This is a genomic window from Sphingomonas eleionomae (genome assembly GCF_049889035.1).
Lineage (GTDB): Bacteria > Pseudomonadota > Alphaproteobacteria > Sphingomonadales > Sphingomonadaceae > Sphingomonas.
Map to the genome: position 1 here is coordinate 225,032 of NZ_JBLTWP010000004.1, position 20,454 is coordinate 245,485.

The 20,454-nt window shown below is 67.2% G+C and carries 23 protein-coding genes; 16 read left to right on the forward strand and 7 right to left on the reverse strand.

From position 1 onward, the window contains the following. The first annotated feature begins 96 nt into the window (after positions 1-96). Positions 97-885: an SDR family oxidoreductase gene (locus ACNI3Q_RS12280; RefSeq protein ID WP_426277075.1), complete on the forward strand. Its 789-nt coding sequence runs from the start codon at positions 97-99 to the stop codon at positions 883-885. A gap of 5 nt (positions 886-890) precedes the next feature. On the opposite strand, the gene ACNI3Q_RS12285 is transcribed toward ACNI3Q_RS12280, so the two are convergent. The 3 genes from ACNI3Q_RS12285 to ACNI3Q_RS12295 form a co-directional block, all read right to left on the reverse strand. Continuing rightward, positions 891-1,751 carry a hypothetical protein gene (locus ACNI3Q_RS12285; protein ID WP_426277077.1) on the reverse strand — a complete coding sequence of 287 codons (861 nt, stop codon included), beginning with the start codon at positions 1,749-1,751 and terminating at the stop codon, positions 891-893. Then, positions 1,748-3,067 (reverse strand): replication-associated recombination protein A, encoded by a 1,320-nt coding sequence (locus ACNI3Q_RS12290; RefSeq protein WP_426277079.1) that lies wholly within the window; start codon positions 3,065-3,067, stop codon positions 1,748-1,750. The genes ACNI3Q_RS12285 and ACNI3Q_RS12290 overlap by 4 nt, the downstream gene beginning before the upstream one ends. Before the next feature lie 146 nt (positions 3,068-3,213). Beyond that, positions 3,214-4,359: a glycosyltransferase family 4 protein gene (locus tag ACNI3Q_RS12295; RefSeq protein ID WP_426277081.1), complete on the reverse strand. Its 1,146-nt coding sequence runs from the start codon at positions 4,357-4,359 to the stop codon at positions 3,214-3,216. A gap of 89 nt (positions 4,360-4,448) precedes the next feature. Here ACNI3Q_RS12295 and ACNI3Q_RS12300 point away from each other — a divergent pair, with 89 nt between their 5' ends. The 7 genes from ACNI3Q_RS12300 (at position 4,449) to ACNI3Q_RS12330 (ending at position 10,160) form a co-directional block, all read left to right on the forward strand. Then, positions 4,449-4,667, forward strand: coding sequence for a hypervirulence associated TUDOR domain-containing protein (locus tag ACNI3Q_RS12300; protein ID WP_426277083.1), 219 nt, complete (start codon positions 4,449-4,451; stop codon positions 4,665-4,667). 206 nt (positions 4,668-4,873) lie between these two features. Then, complete coding sequence (radA, locus tag ACNI3Q_RS12305; RefSeq protein ID WP_426277084.1) at positions 4,874-6,253, forward strand: DNA repair protein RadA; 1,380 nt, start codon at positions 4,874-4,876, stop codon at positions 6,251-6,253. Positions 6,254-6,568: 315 nt separating this feature from the next. Next, a complete protein-coding gene (locus ACNI3Q_RS12310; protein ID WP_426277086.1) occupies positions 6,569-7,108 on the forward strand; it encodes a CvpA family protein in 540 nt (179 codons plus the stop codon). Positions 7,109-7,235: 127 nt separating this feature from the next. Further along, on the forward strand, positions 7,236-7,670 hold the full coding sequence (locus tag ACNI3Q_RS12315) for an iron-sulfur cluster assembly scaffold protein (protein WP_426277088.1): 435 nt from the start codon (positions 7,236-7,238) through the stop codon (positions 7,668-7,670). Next, complete coding sequence (locus ACNI3Q_RS12320; protein ID WP_426277090.1) at positions 7,670-9,463, forward strand: cation:proton antiporter domain-containing protein; 1,794 nt, start codon at positions 7,670-7,672, stop codon at positions 9,461-9,463. The genes ACNI3Q_RS12315 and ACNI3Q_RS12320 overlap by 1 nt, the downstream gene beginning before the upstream one ends. Further along, entirely contained in the window at positions 9,460-9,831 is a 372-nt protein-coding gene (locus tag ACNI3Q_RS12325) for a diacylglycerol kinase (RefSeq protein WP_426277092.1), read from the forward strand. Before ACNI3Q_RS12320 ends, ACNI3Q_RS12325 begins: the two co-directional genes overlap by 4 nt. Further along, a complete protein-coding gene (locus ACNI3Q_RS12330; protein ID WP_426277094.1) occupies positions 9,828-10,160 on the forward strand; it encodes a DUF423 domain-containing protein in 333 nt (110 codons plus the stop codon). Before ACNI3Q_RS12325 ends, ACNI3Q_RS12330 begins: the two co-directional genes overlap by 4 nt. 584 nt (positions 10,161-10,744) lie before the next feature. Here ACNI3Q_RS12330 and ACNI3Q_RS12335 read toward each other — a convergent pair. Genes ACNI3Q_RS12335 through ACNI3Q_RS12345 form a run of 3 tightly spaced genes read right to left on the reverse strand, consistent with a single transcriptional unit; the run spans position 10,745 to position 12,551 of the window. Then, on the reverse strand, positions 10,745-10,900 hold the full coding sequence (locus ACNI3Q_RS12335; RefSeq protein WP_426277587.1) for a DUF2256 domain-containing protein: 156 nt from the start codon (positions 10,898-10,900) through the stop codon (positions 10,745-10,747). Then, entirely contained in the window at positions 10,885-12,015 is a 1,131-nt protein-coding gene (gene aroB, locus ACNI3Q_RS12340) for a 3-dehydroquinate synthase (RefSeq protein ID WP_426277096.1), read from the reverse strand. The genes ACNI3Q_RS12335 and aroB overlap by 16 nt, the downstream gene beginning before the upstream one ends. After that, positions 12,012-12,551 carry a shikimate kinase gene (locus tag ACNI3Q_RS12345; protein WP_426277098.1) on the reverse strand — a complete coding sequence of 180 codons (540 nt, stop codon included), beginning with the start codon at positions 12,549-12,551 and terminating at the stop codon, positions 12,012-12,014. Before ACNI3Q_RS12345 ends, aroB begins: the two co-directional genes overlap by 4 nt. A gap of 86 nt (positions 12,552-12,637) precedes the next feature. Here ACNI3Q_RS12345 and ACNI3Q_RS12350 point away from each other — a divergent pair, with 86 nt between their 5' ends. Genes ACNI3Q_RS12350 through ACNI3Q_RS12365 form a run of 4 tightly spaced genes read left to right on the forward strand, consistent with a single transcriptional unit; the run spans position 12,638 to position 16,482 of the window. After that, on the forward strand, positions 12,638-12,823 hold the full coding sequence (locus tag ACNI3Q_RS12350) for a hypothetical protein (RefSeq protein WP_260020221.1): 186 nt from the start codon (positions 12,638-12,640) through the stop codon (positions 12,821-12,823). Beyond that, positions 12,804-14,615: a hypothetical protein gene (locus ACNI3Q_RS12355; protein WP_426277100.1), complete on the forward strand. Its 1,812-nt coding sequence runs from the start codon at positions 12,804-12,806 to the stop codon at positions 14,613-14,615. Before ACNI3Q_RS12350 ends, ACNI3Q_RS12355 begins: the two co-directional genes overlap by 20 nt. After that, positions 14,612-15,517, forward strand: coding sequence for a tyrosine-type recombinase/integrase (locus tag ACNI3Q_RS12360; protein ID WP_426277102.1), 906 nt, complete (start codon positions 14,612-14,614; stop codon positions 15,515-15,517). The genes ACNI3Q_RS12355 and ACNI3Q_RS12360 overlap by 4 nt, the downstream gene beginning before the upstream one ends. A 14-nt stretch (positions 15,518-15,531) precedes the next feature. Then, entirely contained in the window at positions 15,532-16,482 is a 951-nt protein-coding gene (locus ACNI3Q_RS12365) for an acetyl-CoA carboxylase carboxyltransferase subunit alpha (RefSeq protein ID WP_426277104.1), read from the forward strand. Between the two features lie 208 nt (positions 16,483-16,690). Here ACNI3Q_RS12365 and ACNI3Q_RS12370 read toward each other — a convergent pair whose 3' ends face one another. Next, positions 16,691-17,485 (reverse strand): cold-shock protein, encoded by a 795-nt coding sequence (locus ACNI3Q_RS12370; RefSeq protein WP_279338674.1) that lies wholly within the window; start codon positions 17,483-17,485, stop codon positions 16,691-16,693. 214 nt (positions 17,486-17,699) lie between these two features. On the opposite strand from ACNI3Q_RS12370, the gene ACNI3Q_RS12375 reads away from it, so the two are divergent. The 4 genes from ACNI3Q_RS12375 to ACNI3Q_RS12390 are packed head-to-tail and all read left to right on the forward strand — an operon-like array spanning position 17,700 to position 20,338. Then, positions 17,700-18,497: a TerC family protein gene (locus ACNI3Q_RS12375; protein ID WP_426277106.1), complete on the forward strand. Its 798-nt coding sequence runs from the start codon at positions 17,700-17,702 to the stop codon at positions 18,495-18,497. Positions 18,498-18,528: 31 nt separating this feature from the next. After that, positions 18,529-19,146 (forward strand): ribonuclease D, encoded by a 618-nt coding sequence (locus ACNI3Q_RS12380; RefSeq protein WP_426277108.1) that lies wholly within the window; start codon positions 18,529-18,531, stop codon positions 19,144-19,146. Further along, positions 19,139-19,786, forward strand: a complete 648-nt coding sequence (lptC, locus tag ACNI3Q_RS12385) for an LPS export ABC transporter periplasmic protein LptC (protein ID WP_426277110.1) — start codon at positions 19,139-19,141, stop codon at positions 19,784-19,786. The genes ACNI3Q_RS12380 and lptC overlap by 8 nt, the downstream gene beginning before the upstream one ends. A 6-nt stretch (positions 19,787-19,792) precedes the next feature. Then, positions 19,793-20,338 (forward strand): LptA/OstA family protein, encoded by a 546-nt coding sequence (locus ACNI3Q_RS12390; protein ID WP_426277112.1) that lies wholly within the window; start codon positions 19,793-19,795, stop codon positions 20,336-20,338. Positions 20,339-20,454 lie beyond the last annotated feature (116 nt).

Below are 20,454 nucleotides of genomic sequence, written 5' to 3' on the forward strand. Positions count from 1 at the left end.
GATGCAAGGGGCATCGCCCCGACGATGATGCTTGGCATCCTGTCATCGGACAGCTATCCCGGAATTTCGAAAAACAGGTATGGAAAGGATGCGGCCATGGATGTGACGTCACTGTTCCGGCTGGATGGCCGGGTCGCGCTGGTGACGGGCGGATCGCGCGGCATCGGGCGGATGATCGCAGCCGGGTTCGTCGCATCGGGCGCGCGCGTCTATGTTTCGTCCCGCAAGGCAGAGGCGTGCGAGGAGACGGCGGCGGAGCTGGGGCCGGATTGCATCGCGCTGCCCGGTGACGTTTCGACGGTCGAGGGTTGCCGCAGGCTGGCGGCGATGCTGGCAGAGCGTGAGGGCGGGCTGGACATTCTGGTCAACAATGCCGGTGCCGCCTGGGGCGAGCCGTTCGAACAGTTCCCCGAAAAGGGTTGGGACAAGGTGATGGACCTCAATGTCAAATCGCCCTTTTTCCTGACCCAGGCGCTGCAACCGCTGCTCAAGGCGTCGGGCAGCGCGGCGCGCCCGGCAAAGGTGATCAACATCACTTCCATCGACGGGATCCGGCTCAACCCTTGGGAAACCTACAGCTATCAGGCGTCGAAGGCGGCGCTGATCCAGTTGACCAAGCGGATGGCCGCGCGGCTGATCCGCGACGGCATCAACGTCACCTCCATCGCCCCCGGCGCCTTTGCCAGCGACATGAACAAGGCGGCGCGCGATCATGCGGATGCGGTAGCCCGGGTGATCCCGGCGGGCCGGATCGGCATTGCGGAGGATATGGCGGCGACGGCCATCTATCTGGCGGGACGGGGCGGCGACTATGTGGTGGGCGAAACCATCGCGGTCGATGGCGGGCTGGTCCATGCCAGCCTTGGCGGCAGTCTGGACGGCTGACGCGGCTAGACCACGCCCAGCGTCCAGCCTTCGGTCGCGGCAATGCGCGGGGTCAGTCCCGCCGGATGCCACAGGTCAGGATCGCCGGCCAGCGCACGCAGCCACGCTGCCGTCATCAGCACATCCGTCTGATGATCGCTGAGCGCGTCGTCGCCCGTCCAGTGCCGTGACCCGAACACCGCCAGCGCGTCATTCAAGGCTTGGGTATGGCGCAGCTTTGACAGCCCCTTGCGCAGGCCGGCGGCACGGGCGGCAATGCTGGTATAGATTTCGGTGACGGCCGGGCCGCTATCGGGCAGCGGATCGATCGGCCAGACGGGAATGTCGCTGCCCAGATGGTGGAGCAGGCGCATCCCGGCAAAGCTTGCCTTGGCAACCTGAGCCGCGCCGATGGCATCATAGACCGTCGATGGCTTGCCCCCGCCGCTGGCGCGATAGCGTTGTTCGCACTGGCGGAAATGCATGAAGCGCGCCTTGGCCCCGTCCGCTGCGCCAAGATAGAAATGCGCACCCCGATGCCGTTCCAGGAAACTGGCCGCGCCCAGATCGGCGTCATCGCATTGCCGGTCCAGCCATGCCCAGAAGGGGCGGGCGGTGGCGGGCGCGTCCAGCCCCGGCAGATAGGCGCCGCGTTCGATCAGTGGCGGCGCGAAGCTGAAGTCGAACCCGATCAGCGTGTCGGTGCCGGCCTGCGCCTGTACCCAGCGGAGCACTTCCATCCGCGACCAGGCGCCGCCGGGCGGATCGATCAGTGTCGGGGCTGCATCGCCCGCCTCTGCCACCGCGATGGCGATGCCCCGGTGCCGGTGCCCCTTTGCCCCGGACCAGTCGATCGCGGCAAAACGGGTGAAGCGCCGCGCCCTCATTCCCCGCGCACTGCGCCGCGCCGTTCGTCCCACCAGGCCATGCGTTCGGCGATGCGCTTTTCGGTGCCGCGATCCGTGGGGATGTAGAACCGCTGCGGCTGCATTTCGGCCGGCCAGTAATTGTCCCCGGAAAAGCCGCCTTCGGCATCGTGATCGTAGCGATAGCCCTTGCCATAGCCGATGTCCTTCATCAGCCGGGTCGGCGCGTTCAGGATGTTTTGCGGGGGCATCAGGCTGCCCGTTTCCTTTGCGCTGCGCCACGCTGCCTTTTGCGCGACATAGGCGGCGTTCGATTTGGGCGCGGTGGCGCAATAAAGGCACGCCTGCACGATCGCCAGTTCGCCCTCCGGCGAGCCGAGAAAGTCATAGGCGTCCTTGGCCGCCAGGCACTGCACCAGCGCCTGCGGATCGGCGAGGCCGATATCCTCGCTGGCAAAGCGGGTCAGACGGCGCAGGACATAGAGCGGCTCTTCCCCCGCGGTCAGCATCCGGGCGAGATAATAGAGCGCAGCTTGCGGGTCCGATCCGCGCAGCGATTTGTGCAGCGCGGAGATGAGGTTGTAATGCCCCTCCCGATCCTTGTCATACACCGCTACGCGGCGCTGCAGGAACTGGCCTAGCCCGGCCGGGTCGAGCGGCGCATCGAAGTGGACGGAGAACAATGTTTCCGCCTGATTGAGCAGGAAGCGGCCATCGCCATCGGCGCTGGCGATCAGCGCGGCGCGGGCATCGGCGTCGAGCGGCAGGGGGCGTTCCATGATCGCCTCTGCCCGGTCCAGCAACAGGCCGAGCGCGGCGGCATCCAGCCGGTGCAGGATCAACACCTGCGCCCGGGAAAGCAGCGCCGCGTTCAGTTCGAACGACGGGTTTTCGGTCGTCGCGCCGACCAAAGTAACGGTGCCATCCTCGACATAGGGCAAGAAACCGTCCTGTTGCGCGCGGTTGAACCGGTGGATTTCGTCCACGAACAGGAGCGTGCGCTGACCCAGCCGGGCATGGTCGCGCGCCTCGGCAAACACGCGTTTCAGGTCGGCGACGCCCGAGAACACCGCCGAGATAGCAGCATAGCGAAGGCCGACCGACCCGGCGAGCAGCCGGGCGATGGTCGTCTTGCCCGTGCCCGGCGGCCCCCACAGGATCATGCTGGACAGCTTGCCCGCCGCGACCATCCGGCCGATCGCGCCCTCGGGGCCGGTCAGGTGATCCTGACCCACCACCTCGTCCAGCGCGCGGGGGCGCAGCCGGTCGGCCAGCGGCGCATCGGGGGCGGGCGTGTCTGCCGCGGGCTGGTCAGGATCGGCGAAAAGATCGGCCATGGGAGAACAGATAGGGACTGTGCCGCCGCTTGCCCATCCTGTCATCGGCGGGATGGGGTTGATGCTTCGACAAGTTCAGCATGAGCGGGTGAGGGCGTGTCAGCCTGTCCCCGCTCATCCCGAGCCTGTCGAAGGATGCCGCCAATTCATCCATCCGCGAGCAGCGTGAGATAGGCGTCGAGCACCGCCTGGTTCGCGGTGTCCCAGACAAAGCGCTGGGCGGCGCGGTGCCCGGCCTGACCCGACGAGCGGCGCAGCGCGGGATCCTCCACCAGTTTCTGGATCGCGTCGGCATAGGCGCGCACATCGGTGGGCGGGACCAGGAATCCGGTTACCCCTTCCTCGACCAGATCGACCGCACCCGTTGCCCGCGCGGCGACGACGGGGACGCCCGCCGCCATCGCCTCTGTCGTCACATTGCCAAAGGTTTCGGTGACGGACGGCATGAAGAACACGTCCATGCCCGCCACCGCGCGGCCCAGATCGTCGCCCGATTGGAATCCTGTGAACACCGCCTCCGGCACCCGTTCGGCAAACCAGGGGCGGGCCGGCCCTTCGCCGATCACCAGCACCTTGTGCGGTACGCCGCGCGCCTTCAGCTCCGCGATCACATCGGCAAAGATGCCCAGCCCCTTTTCAAGGACCAGCCGGCCCAGAAAGCTGACTGCCACCTCATCGTCGCCGATGCCGAGCGAGCGGCGCCAGGCCAGATCGCGGCGGCCCGGATTGAACCGGTCGTGATTGATCCCCCGCGACCAGATGCCGATGGGCGTCGTGACGCCCCAGTCGCGCAGAACGTCGCCCATGCTGGGGCTGGGCACCATGACCCGGTCGACCCGGTTGTAAAAGCGCGTGGACAGGTTGATCGCCAGCGGCTCCAGAAAGCCGATGCCGTAATATTGGGCATAGGTTTCGAAGCGGGTGTGGAGCGAGGCAAGTGTCGGTATCCTGCGCCGCCGCGCCCAGGTGACGGCGCGATGCCCGCTGACATCCGGGGCGGACACATGGACGATGTTCGGGGCATAGGCCTTGAGGTCCGCCCGCACCGACAGGGGCAGGCCCATGCCCAGCCGATATTCGTCCCGCCCGCCGGGCAGCGCCAGGGCGGGGATATCGACCAGTTCGCCCGTCGCCGGAAAGGCCGGTTCGGGCACGGTGGGCGAATAGACGCGCAGCGTGACGCCGCGTTCCAGCAGATATCCGGCAAGCAGGTTCAGCGCCTGGTTCGCGCCATCGCGGACGTAATTATAGTTGCCGCTGAACAGGGCGATCCGCAGGTCGGTTGGCTTCATGGCGCGGGGCGATACCGCAACTCGTCGCACATGGGAACGCTTTGGCCGGTCGGTGCGTCCTTTGCGCAGGACAGCGATGGAGCGACAGGATGGCAAACAGCTTCAAAAAGGGTCAGGCCGTGTCCTGGTCGTGGGGCAAGGGCACCGCCGAGGGCAAGGTGGCGGAACGGTTCGAGCGGCGCGTCCAGCGCACGATCAAGGGGAGCAGGATCGTCAAGAACGGGACCAAGGATAATCCCGCCTATCTGGTCGAACAGGCCGATGGCGGCAGCGCGCTGAAGCGCGGGAGCGAGCTGACCGCCGGATGATTCGGCGGCGAAAGGTTGCGAAGGTGATGCCACGTCCCCTGCGGAATCGCATTCCGGATGGGGACTTGCAGCGGCGATCGTGCGGACAGGGGCAGGGCGATGGGTGGGGCGGACCATCCCGCCAGCCCAGCAGCGCAATCCGCCTGCAGGACACCAGCGGCCAAAAGATATTCCCTTTTTGTTCCGCCAATGCTAACCCGCTCGTCATGGCCCGGCCAAAGAAACGATATGTCTGTCAGCAATGCGGTTCGGTCACGTCGCAGTGGCAGGGGCAGTGCGGCGATTGCGGCGAGTGGAACAGCCTGGTCGAAGAGGCGGGCGCGGTCGTCACGCCGTTTCAGGCCAAACACAACCTGCAATCCGGCGGCCGCGCGATCGTCCTGTCCGGGCTGGACAGCGATGTTGCGCTGCCCGACCGGATGGCGACGGGCATTGCCGAGCTGGACCGGGCGCTGGGCGGCGGGTTTGTGGAGGGGTCGGCAACGCTGATCGGCGGCGATCCCGGCATCGGCAAATCGACCCTGTTGCTGCAGGCGGCGGCCAGTCTTGCGCTGGCGGGCAAGCAGGTCGCCTATGTCTCTGGCGAGGAGGCGGCGGATCAGGTGCGGCTGCGCGCCCGGCGGCTGGGGCTGGGCAAGGCGCCGGTGCAGCTGGCCAGCGCGACATCGGTGCGCGACATCCTGACCACGTTCGGGGACAGGGGAGAGGCGCCCGACCTGCTGATCATCGATTCCATCCAGACGATGCACAGCGACCTGATCGAAGGAGCGCCGGGCACCGTCAGCCAGGTGCGCGCCGCGTCGCAGGAACTGATCCGCTTTGCCAAGGAACGCGGCACCGCCGTGGTGCTGGTCGGCCATGTCACCAAGGACGGATCGATCGCGGGCCCCCGCGTGCTGGAGCATATGGTCGACACCGTCCTCAGTTTCGAGGGCGAGCGCAGCCATCAGTTCCGCATCCTGCGCGCGGTGAAGAACCGGTTCGGCGGCACGGACGAGATCGGCGTGTTTGCCATGGCGGGCGAAGGGCTGACCGAGGTGGCCAATCCGTCCACCCTGTTCCTGACCGACCGGGCCGAAAGCGTGACCGGATCGGTGGTGTTCCCCGCACTGGAGGGGACGCGGCCCGTGCTGGTCGAGGTGCAGGCGCTGGTCGTGCGACTGGCCAGCGGGGCGACGCCGCGCCGGGCCGTGGTCGGATGGGACAGCGGGCGGCTGGCCATGATCCTGGCCGTGCTGGAGGCGCGGTGCGGCCTGAGTTTCTCGACGTGCGAAGTCTATCTGAACATTGCGGGCGGATACCGGGTTCAGGACCCGGCGGCGGACCTGGCGGTGGCCGCCGCACTGATCTCTGCACTGGCCGAACGGCCATTGCCGTCGGACGGGATTGCGTTCGGCGAAATCGCGCTGTCGGGCGAGGTGCGGCCCGTGGCCCATGCGGGCCTGCGGATGAAGGAAGCGGCGAAGCTGGGCTTCAACCGCGCACTTGGCCCCGGAGCGCAGCCGGCCGACAAAAGCCCGATGCGCCTGTCGGGCTTTGCCACGCTAAAGGCGTTCGTCGACCATCTGCTGGCGCGGGGCGGGTAGGCAGCCCGGCATCGCTCATGCCGGGTGTATCGCGGCATCGGCGCGAGAAGTTGGGCGGGGCGGCGTCCTTCGACAGGCTCAGGACGAGCGGGGTGTCATGCGCAGGTCATGCGCAAGCCAGCACCGGTTGCTGGCACGTTGCCTGCGGATCAGCCGCTCGCCGAAGGGGCTGACGGGATGTGCAGAACCGTCCTCCCCCTGGCGGGGGAGGATCAAGGGAGGACGCATTCAACTTTGCTCCCATGTCTCGACTTCGCTTCGGGCAAGGGGCTAGGGGTGGCGTGCCGCCCAAGGGCGGATATCGAGGGATTTGGAATGGAACTGACCGCGCTGGACATCATCGTGCTGCTGACCGTTGGCGGATCGGCGGTGATGGGCCTGTGGCGCGGGTTCGTGACCGAAGTGTTGTCGCTGATGGCGTTCCTGTTCGTGATCGTCGCGCTGCGCTTTGGCCATACTCCGCTGACCGCGGCGCTGGCCGATCCGGTTGGCACCGATGCGGGCGCAGCCGTGCTGGCGTTCGCGATCATCTCCGGCACCACCTATGTTGCCGGACGGCTGGTCGCCAATGCCATCGGGTCGCGCACGCGCAATTCGGTGCTTGGCCCGATCGACCGGGCGTTGGGGTTCGGATTTGGCGGGATCAAGGGGCTGATCGTCGCCAGCCTGGGCTTTCTGCTGATCGTGCTGGTGATCGATACGGTCAGCGGCGGGCCGACGCGCCGCCCGCCCTGGATGACGGACAGCACCAGCTATTCCCTGCTCAACGCCACCAGCGCGGGCATCGCGGAGTTTGTCGACAAGCGGCGGCGGGGCGAGCCGGTGTTCCCTGAAAGTCCGCAGCCGCGGGATTGAGACGGTCCCTGCCAAGCGGTGACCGCGTCATTGCGAGCGCAGCGGGTGCCGGGCGGTCACCCGCCCGCGCGGGAAAAACGTCCTCTCCCCCCTCGCGCTTCGGGCCGATCCAGCCTATCTGTCGGCTATGGCGGGGCAGCTTTACAACACCGAGATTTTGCGGCTGGCGGCATCGACCGCCGGGCTGAAGCGGCTGGATGCCCCGATGGCAACCGTCGAGCGGCGCTCGCCCATCTGTGGCAGCCGGGTCACCGCCGATGTGGTGCTGGACGATGATGGGCGGCTGAGCGAGCTTGGCCTGATGGTCCGCGCCTGTGCGCTGGGGCAGGCATCGGCCGCGCTGTTTGCCGAATCCGCGCGGGGGCGGACGCTGGCCGAGATTGCCGATGCCCGCGATGCGCTGACCCGCTGGCTTGCGGGCGAGGGTGCGGTGCCGGACTGGCCCGGCCTTGCGATCTTTGAACCCGCAATCCCCCACGCCGCCCGCCACGCCTCCATCCGACTGCCGTTCGAGGCGGCGGCCGATGCCATGGCTGACGCGCGCACGCGGCGGGCCGCCTGATGGAGGCGCATCACGGCCTGTCGATGACGCGGGAGTTTGCCCCGCTGCTGGGCTTTGCGCTGGTGTTCGTCCTGTTGTTCCGCAAGCTTGGCCTGGGTGCGACGCTGGGCTTCCTGGTTGCGGGTGCGGTTGTCGGGCCGGAAGTGCTGGGCATCGTTGGTGATGCGGAAAACAAGCTGGTCATTGCCGAGCTTGGCATCACGCTGCTGCTGTTCCTGGTCGGCCTGGAGCTGAGCCCGGCGCGGCTATGGGCGATGAAGCGCGACATTTTCGGATTCGGCCTGGCGCAGGTGGCGCTGTGCGGCGTCGCGCTGACCGTGCTGATCGCCTATTATGCCAATTTCAGCTGGCCCGCCGCGCTGGCGCTGGGCCTGCCGCTGGCGCTGTCGTCCACCGCGCAGGTGCTGCCGATGCTGCAATCGGCCGGGCGGTTGCGCACCCCGTTCGGCGAGCGAGCCTTTTCCGTCCTGCTGTTTCAGGACCTGTCCATCGTTCCGCTGATCACCATCGTCGCGGCGCTGTCGCGCAATCCGGCGGATGCGGCGGGGCCGCCGGGATGGCAGCTGGCGCTCTATACCGTGCTGGCGGTGACCGGCCTGGTCCTGGCCGGGCGGTTCGTGCTGCGGCCGCTGTTCAAGCTGATCGGCAATCTGGGCGAGCGCGAGATGTTCGTGTTTGCCGGGCTATTCACCGTGCTGGCCAGCGCGGCGATCATGGAGGCGATCGGCCTGTCCACCGCGCTGGGGGCGTTCATCGCGGGCGTGATGCTGGCCGACAGCCCGTTCCGGCACGAGCTGGAGGCGGATGTGGAGCCGTTCCGCTCGATCCTGCTCGGCCTGTTCTTTCTTGCCGTGGGCATGATGCTCGATCTGGGCGCGATTGCGGAGCGGCCGGTGTTCGTCCTGTCGATGGCGCTGATGCTGATCGCGACCAAGGCGGCGGTCATCACCGGACTGGCGATGCTGTTCGGCACCGCGTGGCGACCCGCACTGGCGCTTGGCCTGTTGCTCAGCCAGGGCGGCGAATTCGGGTTCGTCCTGTTCGCCCAGGCGCAAGGCGCGCTGCTGATCGCACCGGAAGCAGCCAGCGTGTTCGGCGCGATCATCACGATCAGCATGGCGACCACGCCGTTCCTGATGATGTTCACCCGGCGATTCCGGGCCGAACCGGCGGGCGAGGGGGCAGAGGTGCGCGACGCGCCCCGCCATGACGGGGCCAGCGCGATCGTCGTCGGCTATGGCCGGTTCGGGCAGACGGTGGCGCAGATGCTGATCGGTCAGGGGATTGCCGTCACGCTGATCGACCGCGATGTTCAGATGATCGACGTGGCCGGCACCTTTGGCATGAAGGTCTATTATGGCGACGGACTGCGCATCGACCTGCTGCGGCGCGCGGGGGCGGAGGATGCGGAGCTGATCCTGCTGTGCCCCGACGGCAACGAGGTCGATGCTGAAAAGCTGAGCCAGATTCACGAGGCGTTTCCCGACGCCATGGTCTTTGTCCGCGCCTATGATCGTCGGTCGGTGATGAAGATGCACGGCGCGCCGGTGCAGGGCATCGTGCGCGAGGTGATGGAAAGCGCCGTCGTGATGGCGCGAAAGGCGATGGCGTCGGTGGGCGTCGATCCGGGCGAGATCGACCGCACCGAACAGGAATATCGCGACCGCGACCTCAAGCGGCTGAAGCTGCAGAAGGAATCCGGCGACCTGTACGCCGCGCGCGAGGTGATGTTCAGCCAGAACAGCAAGGGCGGCAACGTGTCCGTCCATTCCGAAGAAGCGGTGGCCAAGTGAAGAACCGGCCGTTCCACGAACGGCTCGGCTTTGCCGTTTCCGGCATCCGGTTCGGCTGGACCCGAGAACGCAGTTTCCGCGTCCAGACGGTGCTGGCTGTAGTGGCGGTGCTTGCCCTGTTGCTGCTGAGGCCGGCTGCGATCTGGTGGGGGCTGGTCGCGCTGACCATTGCGCTGGTGCTGGCGCTGGAACTGGTCAATTCGGCGGTCGAGGCGCTGGTCGACCTTCTGCATCCGGCCATTCACCCCGAGGTGAAGGCGATCAAGGACATGATGGCCGGCGCTGTGCTGATGATCAGCATCTCGGCACTGGGCGTTGGCGGGGCATTGCTGTTCGACCGTTTCATGCCGTCCGGAGTATTGCCATGAACGCGCTGTTGACTGTTGCTGCCCTGTCCGGGGCCATGGCCGTGGCGGCCGGGGCGTTCGGGGCGCATGGGGCGAGCGGACAGGCGCAGGAGTGGCTGAAGACCGGGGGGATGTATCAGCTGATCCACGCCGTCGCCGCCATCGCCGCGATGCAGACGGGCGCGCGGGGGCCGGGATGGGCGTTCGTCATCGGCGGGATGATCTTTGCGGTGACGCTTTACCTGATGGCGCTGGGTGGCCCACGTTGGCTGGGCGCGATCACGCCAATCGGCGGCGCGGTGATGATCGCGGGCTGGCTGTGGTGGGCCTGGACCGGGATGCGCGGGTAGCGCGACCCCTTTTTCGTCATTCCGGACACGCCTTGCTGTCCGGGATCCAGTGCGCCGCAAATGGCTGTCTCAGGATGGATTCCGGACCATTCGATTGCGTGGGCCGCGTGACCAAATTTCAGGGTGGAGCGGATATCCGGGTTCGGGCTGCCGGATTGAGGGATGCACTGTCGCAAGGTGGGTGGTTACTTGTCATCCCCGGTACGGAGGAGGGAGTGGCTGCTGGCCAGTCTTTTTCGCCGCAGCCAAAGTCCCGCGCCAATAAGCAGAGCAGCAATGGAAAGCACGTTCCACGGCTCCCAAACGTTTGCAAACCCGTGCAGAAGCCATGCCAGCGGCACACTACTCAGCGCGAAGGTCGCCAAGCCAAAAGCCGTCCACTCCCATTCACGCCGAGGAACGTGGCGGCCGTAAACATCTCGAAAGCGGCTCATACGTCTAACGTGCATGAACAGAGCAACGTCCGCAACAGGATCGAAAGCGGAGCGGCAGCTTTCGGGAAGTTAACGCCATTGGCTGCCCTGCCGACGACGTTGGGATTAATCCATGCCGCCTGGTCAAATCTGCAATCTATGGGTCAGTCGTCAGGCTTGTCCCCGCTTGCCGTCGCGGCGGCAGCGGTCGGAACAATAGACGACATTGTCCCAGTCCCGCTCCCACTTCTTGCGCCAGGCAAAGGGGCGGTTGCACACCGGACAGGTCTTTTCCGGCAGATGCTGTTTTTTCACCCCGCGGGGAATGTCACGCCCTCCAGCGTCCGGGGTTGCGCGTCGAGGAACGCCGCGACGTCGCCCAACTCGACCGTCTTGTCGAGGTAGGTTTGCCCGATGCCCCGCGCCAGCAGGAAGGGCAGGGTGCCACCCGCCATCTTCTTGTCGTGCAGCATATGGCCGACCAGCGTTTCGCCATCGGCATGGACATGGGCGGCGGCAAGGCCATCCGGCAGGCCGCTGGCGCGCAGATGCGCCGCGACACGGGCGGCATCGTCAGGCGAACACAGCCCCTTTGACGCGGAATAGGCAAAGGCGAGCGCCATGCCGGCAGCCACCCCCTCGCCATGCAGCAGCCGGTCGGAAAAGCCCGTCTCCGCCTCCAGCGCATGGCCGAAGGTGTGGCCAAGGTTGAGCAGCGCGCGGGTGCCCGTCGTCTCCCGTTCGTCCGCGCCGACGATCCGCGCCTTGGCCCTGACCGACCGGGCGATGGCATATTGGCGGGCGACCGGATCACCATCGAGCAGCGCCGCGCCATGTTCTTCGCACCAGGCAAAGAAATCGGGATCGTCGATCAGGCCGTATTTGATGACCTCTGCATAACCGGCGCGCAGTTCGCGGGCGGGCAGGCTGTCCAGCACATCGGGATCGATCAGCACCAGCGCCGGTTGATGGAATGCGCCGATCAGGTTCTTGCCCGCGCGCGTGTTGATCGCGGTCTTGCCGCCCACGCTGCTATCCACCTGAGCCAGCAGGGTCGTCGGTACCTGGATGAAGTTGCAGCCGCGTTTCAGGATCGAACAGGCAAAGCCGACCAGATCGCCGATCACGCCGCCGCCCAGCGCGATGACATGGTCGCTGCGTTCCACGCCCATGTCGAGCAGCCGGTCGGTCAGCACCTCCAGCGTATCCCAGCTTTTGGTCCGCTCGCCGGGGGCCAGCACGATGCGTTCGCTGGCGATGCCCGCCGCCGCCAGCGATTCGCCCAGCCGTTCGGCATGGATCGCGACATTGGCATCGGTGACGATCGGCATCGGCCGCCCGCGCGCCAGCGGGGCCAGCGCCTCGCCCGCCCGGTCGATCAGGCCGCGTTCGATCCGCACATCGTAACTGCGATCGCCCAGGGAAACGGGAATGGTCGTCATCGGCGAATCGCCTCCAGGATTTTCTGAACCGTCACGTCGTGCGGGGCCTGTTGGCTGATGACGCGAACGGGTGCCAGCGCATAGACTGGGTTTCGCACGGCGGCCAGATCGCGCAGTACCGTGCCGGAATCGCGGCCGCGCAGCAGGGGCCGGTGATCGCGTTTGCGCACGCGTTCGACCAGCACGTCGATATCCGCGTCAAGCCAGACGGCCAGCGCCTGATCCAGGATCAGGGCGCGGGTATCGTCCTGCATGAACGCGCCGCCGCCCGTGGCGATGACGCGCGGGCGGCCGTCGATCAGCCGGGCGATGACGCGGCGTTCGCCATCGCGGAACTGCGGTTCGCCATAGCGTTCGAAGATTTCGGCGATGGTCATGCCGGCGGCCTGTTCGATTTCGTCATCCGCATCGACAAAGGGCAGGTGCAGGCGCGCGGCCAGCCGCTTTCCGATCGTCGATTTGCCCACGCCCATCAGGCCGACCAGCACGATCGGCTTTCCGGTCCAGCGGGAATCGGTGGGGCGTGGCTCAAACATTGCGGCGGGGGCTATACATTGAGGGCGCCTGTCGGGCAAAAGGCCCGCGACCACCCCGACGACAATAGAGGATCCGACCCCCGATCATGGCTCGCCGTAATGCGTTTTCCAGTCCTTCCCGCCGTCGCGCCGGGCCGATGCGCCCGCTGGTGATTGCCATCATCGTCCTGGTGCTGCTGGTCGGCGGCATCTTCTTCCTTGCCAGCCGCTCCACCGAAAAGGCTCCGGTCCGGGTGGAAAAGGAAGTGTCGCTTGAAAATCTGGCGCAATAGCACCGCCCTATCCCTGATCGCGGTCGCGCTGGCGGCGGCGGGCATGGCGATCCCGGCGCTGGGCCAGGATGCGCCGGAAAGCCTGTTGCCGCCCGGATTTGGTGACCCGGCCCCGACACCGGCCCCGACCCCGCGCCCGGCACAGCCCCGCCCGGACGCACCCCGCACGCCGCCGCCAAGCGCCAGCCCGGCCCCGACCCCCGCGCCCGGCGTCGCTGCGGCGGACGATTCCCTGTCACCCGAGGCGACCCCGACACCGGGTGAGGCGCCCAGTGCGACGCCGGCGCCCGCCCTGGCGCTGTATGCGCTGCCCGATTATGCCCGCCGTGGCACCGCACAGATCGGCGTGGCCGATGCCGCCAGCCTGTCCGGCCCGATTTACGGCAATGCGAACGGCCCGCTGATCCAGATGCTGATGCGGCGGATGAACGCGCCCATCGCCTCCCGCTGGCTGTCGATCACGCTGCGCCGCGTATTGCTGGCCCCCACCGATACGCCGCGCGACCTGAATGGCGCGGACTTCGCGGCGGAGCGGGCCTGGCTGCTGATCCGCATGGGCGAGGCCAATGCCGCCCGTGCGCTGGTGCAGTCCGTCGATGGCGAGAATTATACGCCCAAGCTGGATCAGGTGGCGATGCAGGCGATGCTGGCCGCCGCCGATCCGGGCGGGGTCTGTCCGCTGGCCGGCACGGCCGGGCAGCGATCGCGCGAACGCGGCTGGGTGCTGGCTCAGGCATGGTGCACCGCGCTGGAAGGGAAGGCCGCCGATGCAGGGCGCATGATCGATGCCGCCCGGCGTGGCGGGATCGCGCGGGGCATCGACCTGGCGCTGGCCGAGAAGATGCTGAGCCGGGGCGCGCAGGGTCGCCGCGACGTGACGATCGACTGGGACGAGGCGGATCGCCTGTCCAGCTGGCGCTATGGCCTGGCAACCGCGCTGGGCGAGGCATTGCCCGAAAGGCTCCTGACCAGTGCGTCGCCCCAGCTGTTGCTGTGGCAGGCACAGGCGCCGCAATTGGCCCCTGTCGACCGGCTGACCGCGGCAGAGGCGGCGGCGGCGGCGGGCGTCCTGTCCTCGGCCGCCTATGCCGACCTGTACGGCGCGATCGACGAAAGCGGCGTGGACGCACCGGCGGCTGTTGCGGTGGCATCCGATCTGCGCACGGCCAATGTCGGCCCGACGCGCCAGAGCCGTATGGAAGTGTTGCGCCGGTTGTGGGACGAACCGACCACACCGGTCGGCCGGTATGCCCGGCTGGTGCTGACGGCAAAGGCGGCGGGCGGCATCGGCCCCGATCCCGCCATTGCCGGGGATGCCGACCGCCTGATCGCGGCGATGCTGAGCGCGGGCCATGACCTGCGCGCCGTCCGCTGGCGATCGGTGGCGACGCCGGGCAGCGATGGCTGGGCGATGCTGGCGCTGGCCGACCCGGCGGGCCGGACGTTGAGCCGCGATGCTGCCGCCAGCTATCAGGGACAGGGACGAAAGGCGGAGCTGTTCGTCGCCGCCCTGGCCGGACTGGGGCGGCTGGCCCCCGCCGACGCCGAATCGCTGGCGGCGGATAATAATGTCCCGATCGGCGCACAGAATCGCTGGACCCGCGCGATTCAGGCGGCGGCCAATGCGCGGCAGGCGGGGACCGTGGTCGTGCTGGCGGGGATCGGGATGCAGACGACCGACTGGCGCGGCGTGCCGGCCCATCACCTGTTCCACATCCTTGCCGCGCTGCGTGCCGTGGGGATGGATGCCGAAGCCCGGATGATCGCGGCCGAGGCGATCGCACGCGGATGAGCGGGGGCGGGGACGCCGCGCTGATCGGCCGGTTCCTCGAAATGATGGCGGCAGAGGCGGGCGCGGCGCGCAACACGCTGATGGCCTATGCAACCGATCTTCGCCTGGCGTCGGCGGCGCTGGGCGGGCGGCTGGTCGATGCCGATGCGGCGGCGCTGACGCAGCTGGCCGATGGCTGGGCCGACCTGTCCGGGGCGACGGTCGCGCGAAAGGCGGCGACGCTGCGCCGGTTTTACGGGTTTCTGCTGGATGAAGGGATGCGGGCCGACGATCCGGCGGCCGCTCTGCCCCGGCCCGGCATCCGGCGACCATTGCCCAAAACCCTGTCGGTCGCGGATGTCGACCGGTTGTTCGCGGCGATTGCCGGGCGGACGGCGCGCGTGCCGCCGGTGCCCGCTGACCTGCGCCTGTCCGCGCTGGTCGAATTGTTGTACGGATCGGGCCTGCGCGCGACAGAGCTGGTGTCCCTGCCCCGCAATGCGGTGGCGCCGGATCGTCCGTTCCTGATCCTGCGCGGCAAGGGCGGGCGGGAGCGGATGGTGCCGATTTCGGACCGTGCGCGTGCCGCCGTCGCGGTCTGGCGCGATCACGTGCCGGTGGATGCCCAATGGCTGTTCCCCGGCGGCAAGGGGCATCTGTCGCGCGTCCGACTGTATCAGCTGATCCGCGCCATCGGGGCAGAGGCGGGCATTCCGCCCGACCGGATCAGCCCGCACGTCCTGCGCCACGCCTTTGCCACCCACCTGCTGGAAGGGGGCGCTGACCTGCGCGCGTTGCAGGCAATGCTGGGTCACGCCGATATCGCCACCACCGAAATCTATACCCATGTCGATGCCAGCCGGCTGGTCGCGCTGGTCAATGCGCGCCATCCCCTCGTTGACGCGGGCCGTGTGCGGCCCTAACCGGGCCGGCAGCCATGACCACCATGTTCCTAGATTTCGAAAAGCCCATCGCCGAGCTGCAGGCCCGGATTGACGAGCTGCGCGACACGGCCGCCGATGGCGCGGTGGATATCAACGCCGATATCGCCCGGTTGCAGGCCAAATCCGACCGGCTGCTCAAGGACACCTATGCCCGGCTGACCCCGTGGCAGAAGACGCAGGTCGCCCGGCATCAGGATCGGCCGCACTTCACCCATTATGTCGCGGGCCTGTTCGAGGATTTCGTGCCGCTGGCCGGGGACCGTGCCTTTGCCGACGATCAGGCGATCCTGGGCGGGTTCGCCCGGTTTCGCGGTCGCCGCGTCATGGTGATCGGCCATGAAAAGGGCGACGATACCGCCAGCCGCCTCAAGCACAATTTCGGGATGGGCAAGCCAGAGGGCTATCGCAAGGCGATTCGCCTGATGGACCTGGCCGGACGGTTCGGGCTGCCGGTCGTCACGCTGGTCGACACGTCGGGCGCATTTCCCGGCATCCAGGCCGAAGAGCGCGGGCAGGCCGAAGCGATTGCCCGTTCGACCGAGGCGATGCTGAACCTGGGTGTGCCAGTGATCGCGTCGATCCTGGGCGAGGGCGGATCGGGCGGCGCCATCGCGCTGGCCGCGGGCAACCGCGTGCTGATGATGGAACACGCCGTCTATTCGGTGATCTCACCCGAAGGCTGCGCATCGATCCTGTGGCGGACCGCCGACCGCGCGGCCGATGCAGCCGAGGCGATGAAAGTGACGGCACAGGACCTGAAGGCGCTGGGCGTCATCGACCGGATCGTGGCCGAGCCGCTGGGCGGCGCGCATCGCGACCGGGATGCCGCGATTGCCGCGCTGGGCGATGCGATCGAACGCGAGCTGGCGGCGATCGAGGGCGACGCGCCGGAGGCGCTGCGCAAGGCGCGCAGGGTGAAGTTCCTGTCGATGGGGCGGCTGTAACGCCGGACGCACTGGACCGGCATCCTTCGACAGGCTCAGGATGAGCGAAGCAGCTTAAAACAGCAGGTTTGTAGCCGGGCGGCATTGCGGTTTCGTCCCTGGCTGATCGCGAGCCAATCGGGCCACGCTTGAACCAAGCACGAAAAAGGCCGGGCGGTTCGTGCCGCCCGGCCCATTCTCCTCTCCAAACCAGTTCGGTCGGCCGTAATCAGCCCGACGTCTGCAGGTTCACGGCGGCCATCTTGCCCCGCCGATCAACCTCTAGTTCGAATTCCAGACGATCGCCTTCGTTCAGCGTCGCCATGCCGGCACGCTCGACGGCCGAGATATGAACGAACGCATCCGGCTGTCCGTCGTCGCGCTGAATGAAGCCGAAGCCCTTCATTGCGTTGAAGAACTTGACCGTACCCGTTGCCTTTTCGCCGGTCAGCTGACGCTGCGGCGCGCCGAAGCCGCCACCAGCGCGCGGAGCGGCGTCGCGGTCACGCGGCGGGCCGCGATCGGTGACGGGCATCGGCTCGCCGTCGATCTTGAGATCGGTGGCCGAAATCTTGCCGCCACGGTCGACCAGGGTGAAGCCAAGCGGCTGACCCTCGGCCAGGCCGGACAGGCCCGCCTGCTCGACGGCGGAGATGTGGACGAACACGTCTTCACCGCCATCGTCACGGACGATGAAGCCGAAGCCCTTTTGTCCGTTGAAGAACTTTACGATGCCGGTGCCTTCGCCGACAACCTGGGGAGGCATGCCGCGGCCACCGCCGCCGCCACCACCACGGAAGCCGCCACCGCCGCCGCCACCGAATCGGTCGCCGCCGCCGAAGCCGCCGCCGCCACCGCCGAAGCGATCACCGCCGCCAAAGCCGCCACCACCGAATCGATCACCGCCGCCGAAGCCGCCGCCGAACCGGTCGCCGCCGCCAAAACCGCCCTCATCGCCAAAAGAATCGCGCTTGTCTCTGCCGCGCCCGCCGCGTTCACCCCGGCGCCCTCGATCAAAACCCATTGCCCTGTTCGTCTTCCGTGCTCGGCCTCATTTCCGTCAACAAACCCGGGCGTCGGACGAGAAACGCGGGGGTTCGGGCGCGAAACCAAATTGCGCCGCTAGCCTGTGCATAACCCATTACGGCCCGTGCGGCGAATGAAATCGTCGCAACGCATTCGGTTATTGCTTAGGCGTGGCGCTTGCGCGACAGGGTGAGCCGAACAGGGAGCATCGAATGTCCGAAATCGCCACGCTGATTACCGACCCCGCCGCATGGGCTGCGCTTGTCACGCTGGTTGTTCTGGAAGTCGTTCTGGGGATCGACAATCTGATCTTCATTTCGATTCTTTCGAACAAGTTGCCAGTGCATCAGCAACAAAAGGCGCGGCGTATCGGCATTGGTCTGGCGCTGGTCATGCGATTGGCGTTTCTTTCGATGATCGCGTTCATCGTTTCGCTGACGACCCCGGTGTTCGATCTGGGGCTGGTCGGGCCGCTGGATGAACATGGCGCGCCGGCGTTCGAGACTGCCTTTTCATGGCGCGACCTGATCCTGATTGCAGGCGGCCTGTTCCTGGTATGGAAGGCGACGAAGGAGGTGCATCACACCATGGATCCCGAACCGTCCGGCTCTGCGCTGGACAAGAAGGGGCCGGCATCGCTGGGTTTTGGGGCCGCGATTGCGCAGATCGTCGCGCTCGACATGGTGTTTTCCATCGATTCGATCCTGACCGCAGTCGGCATGACGGAACATGTGCCGATCATGATGACCGCCGTGATCATCACCGTTGCCGTGATGCTGGTGGCGGCCGATCCGCTGGCCAAATTCATCAACGCCAACCCGACCGTCGTCATGCTGGCGCTGGGGTTCCTGCTGATGATCGGTGCGGTGCTGATCGCTGATGGGTTCGGCGTGCACGTGCCCAAGGGATATATCTATGCCGCAATGGCGTTTTCGGCGGGTGTCGAAACGCTCAACATCCTGGCCCGCCGATCCCGCGCCCGAAAGGAAGCGGCTGGCGAGCGCCATTGAGCCCCGGCACGTTTAGGATTAGGCCCGCGCCATGACCGTATATTTCCACGAAGAAGACCTGCCCGCCGACGTGCTGCGTCCCGGTGCCGTTGCCGTCGATACCGAGACCATGGGCCTGATCACGCCGCGCGACCGGCTGTGCGTCGTCCAGATCAGCGACGGGTCCGGCGACGAGCATCTGGTCCGGTTCAATCCGGGCAGCGATTATGCCGCGCCGAACCTGAAGGCCGTGCTGGCCGATCCGGAACGGGTGAAGCTGTATCATTTCGCCCGGTTCGATCTGGCCGCGATCCAGCATTATCTGGGCGTGGTCGCCGCGCCCGTTTACTGCACCAAGACGGCATCGCGGCTGGTGCGAACCTATACCGACCGGCACGGCCTCAAGGAGCTGGTGCGCGAATTGCTTGGCGCGGAGCTTTCCAAGGTGCAGCAATCGTCCGACTGGGGCGGCCCGGTGCTGAGCGAGGCGCAACGCGATTATGCGGCATCCGACGTGCGCTATCTTCACGCGCTGAAGGCGGAGCTTGACGTCCGACTGGCGCGCGAGGGGCGCACCGCGCTGGCCCAAGCCTGTTTCGAGTTCCTGCCGCACCGCGCGGCGCTGGACCTGGCCGGCTGGCCAGAGGTCGATATCTTTGCCCATGTCTGAAGCCATCGTCCCGGCAGCGGACGCCCGCATCGCGCGCAGCCGGTGGGCGTTGCCGGGCGGGCGCCATGACCGGGTCGTTGGCATGTTGCAGACGGTGCTGCCGATCGGCATCGGCGTGCTGGCGGCGTTTCTGGTGATGGCCCCGCTGACGATGGGCGGCGATGTCAGCTTCATCCTGGACAAGAACAAGGTGGATGTCGCGCCCGAGCGGCTGCGCATCGAGCGCGCCCAGTATCGCGGTGCCGACAAGGGCGGGCGCAGTTTCCAGATCACGGCCGGTTCCGCCGTCCAGAAAAGCGCATCCGAACCCATTGTGCGGATGGACGATCTGGCCGCGCGCATCGACCTGCAGGACGGGCCGGCGGCACTGACTGCGCAGAGCGGCCGGTATGACATTGATCAGCAAAAAGTGGCGATCGACGGCCCGATCCAGTTTCGCGCCGCCAATGGCTATTCGCTGGATACCCGCGATGCGATCGTGGACCTGCGCACCCGCAAGATGCAGAGCGGCGGCGCGGTGACCGGCACGACGCGCATGGGCAATTTCAGCGCAAACCGCCTGGACGCCGATCTGGAAGCGCGAACGGTGACGCTGCGCGGCAATGCGCGCTTGCGTATTGATCCGACACGCACGAAATAGCGCGTCATGATCCGCGCCATCCCGATCCTGTCCGCCGCCGCCATGCTGGGTGCGGCCCTGCTGGTGATTTCCCCGGCCGAGGGGCAGGTGCGGCACAATTCGAACGCGCCGATCGATTTCAATGCCGCGCTGATCGAATTGCAGGACAAGGCGAACCGCGCCGTCCTGTCCGGCGGGGTGACGATCCGGCAGGCGACGATGCAGCTGAACGCCGACCGGGTGACGGTTGCCTATACCGGACAGGTGATTGGCGGATCGCCACAGGTATCCCGGCTGGATGCGGCAGGCGGGGTGACGGTGACGCGGCCCGACCAGACGGCGCGGGCGCAGTTCGCGGTCTATGACCTCAATGCCCGGCGGATCACCATGGTCGGCAATGTCCGCCTGACCCAGGGGACCAACACGCTGAACGGCGGCCGGCTGACCATCGATCTGGACACCGGCCGTGCGGTCATCGACGGGCGGCCGTCGGGCAGCAGCAAGGCGCCGGGCACCACGACCACATCGGGTGGCCGCGTGTCGGGCCGTTTCTCGGTCCCCGACCGCAAATAGCGGACTGCCCGCGCGGATGCGGGGCGGCAGACACACTGATTTCAGGGACCTTCGCATGGCTGCGTGCCATCCCCCCTTGGCAGGAACCGGCAAATCATGCAGGATTCCTGCCAATT

Bases quoted from the DNA above. Each gene is read 5' to 3' on its own strand.
- ACNI3Q_RS12345 (WP_426277098.1), bottom strand. From the start codon at position 12,551: ATGTTTGAGCCACGCCCCACCGATTCCCGCTGGACCGGAAAGCCGATC.
- radA (WP_426277084.1), top strand. From the start codon at position 4,874: ATGGCCCGGCCAAAGAAACGATATGTCTGTCAGCAATGCGGTTCGGTC.
- ACNI3Q_RS12380 (WP_426277108.1), top strand. From the start codon at position 18,529: ATGACCGTATATTTCCACGAAGAAGACCTGCCCGCCGACGTGCTGCGT.
- ACNI3Q_RS12330 (WP_426277094.1), top strand. From the start codon at position 9,828: ATGAACGCGCTGTTGACTGTTGCTGCCCTGTCCGGGGCCATGGCCGTG.
- ACNI3Q_RS12295 (WP_426277081.1), bottom strand. From the start codon at position 4,359: ATGAAGCCAACCGACCTGCGGATCGCCCTGTTCAGCGGCAACTATAAT.
- ACNI3Q_RS12310 (WP_426277086.1), top strand. From the start codon at position 6,569: ATGGAACTGACCGCGCTGGACATCATCGTGCTGCTGACCGTTGGCGGA.
- ACNI3Q_RS12350 (WP_260020221.1), top strand. From the start codon at position 12,638: ATGGCTCGCCGTAATGCGTTTTCCAGTCCTTCCCGCCGTCGCGCCGGG.
- ACNI3Q_RS12320 (WP_426277090.1), top strand. From the start codon at position 7,670: ATGGAGGCGCATCACGGCCTGTCGATGACGCGGGAGTTTGCCCCGCTG.
- ACNI3Q_RS12365 (WP_426277104.1), top strand. From the start codon at position 15,532: ATGACCACCATGTTCCTAGATTTCGAAAAGCCCATCGCCGAGCTGCAG.
- lptC (WP_426277110.1), top strand. From the start codon at position 19,139: ATGTCTGAAGCCATCGTCCCGGCAGCGGACGCCCGCATCGCGCGCAGC.
- ACNI3Q_RS12315 (WP_426277088.1), top strand. From the start codon at position 7,236: ATGGCGGGGCAGCTTTACAACACCGAGATTTTGCGGCTGGCGGCATCG.
- ACNI3Q_RS12280 (WP_426277075.1), top strand. From the start codon at position 97: ATGGATGTGACGTCACTGTTCCGGCTGGATGGCCGGGTCGCGCTGGTG.
- ACNI3Q_RS12375 (WP_426277106.1), top strand. From the start codon at position 17,700: ATGTCCGAAATCGCCACGCTGATTACCGACCCCGCCGCATGGGCTGCG.
- ACNI3Q_RS12290 (WP_426277079.1), bottom strand. From the start codon at position 3,067: ATGGCCGATCTTTTCGCCGATCCTGACCAGCCCGCGGCAGACACGCCC.
- ACNI3Q_RS12360 (WP_426277102.1), top strand. From the start codon at position 14,612: ATGAGCGGGGGCGGGGACGCCGCGCTGATCGGCCGGTTCCTCGAAATG.
- ACNI3Q_RS12390 (WP_426277112.1), top strand. From the start codon at position 19,793: ATGATCCGCGCCATCCCGATCCTGTCCGCCGCCGCCATGCTGGGTGCG.
- ACNI3Q_RS12300 (WP_426277083.1), top strand. From the start codon at position 4,449: ATGGCAAACAGCTTCAAAAAGGGTCAGGCCGTGTCCTGGTCGTGGGGC.
- ACNI3Q_RS12285 (WP_426277077.1), bottom strand. From the start codon at position 1,751: ATGAGGGCGCGGCGCTTCACCCGTTTTGCCGCGATCGACTGGTCCGGG.
- aroB (WP_426277096.1), bottom strand. From the start codon at position 12,015: ATGACGACCATTCCCGTTTCCCTGGGCGATCGCAGTTACGATGTGCGG.
- ACNI3Q_RS12370 (WP_279338674.1), bottom strand. From the start codon at position 17,485: ATGGGTTTTGATCGAGGGCGCCGGGGTGAACGCGGCGGGCGCGGCAGA.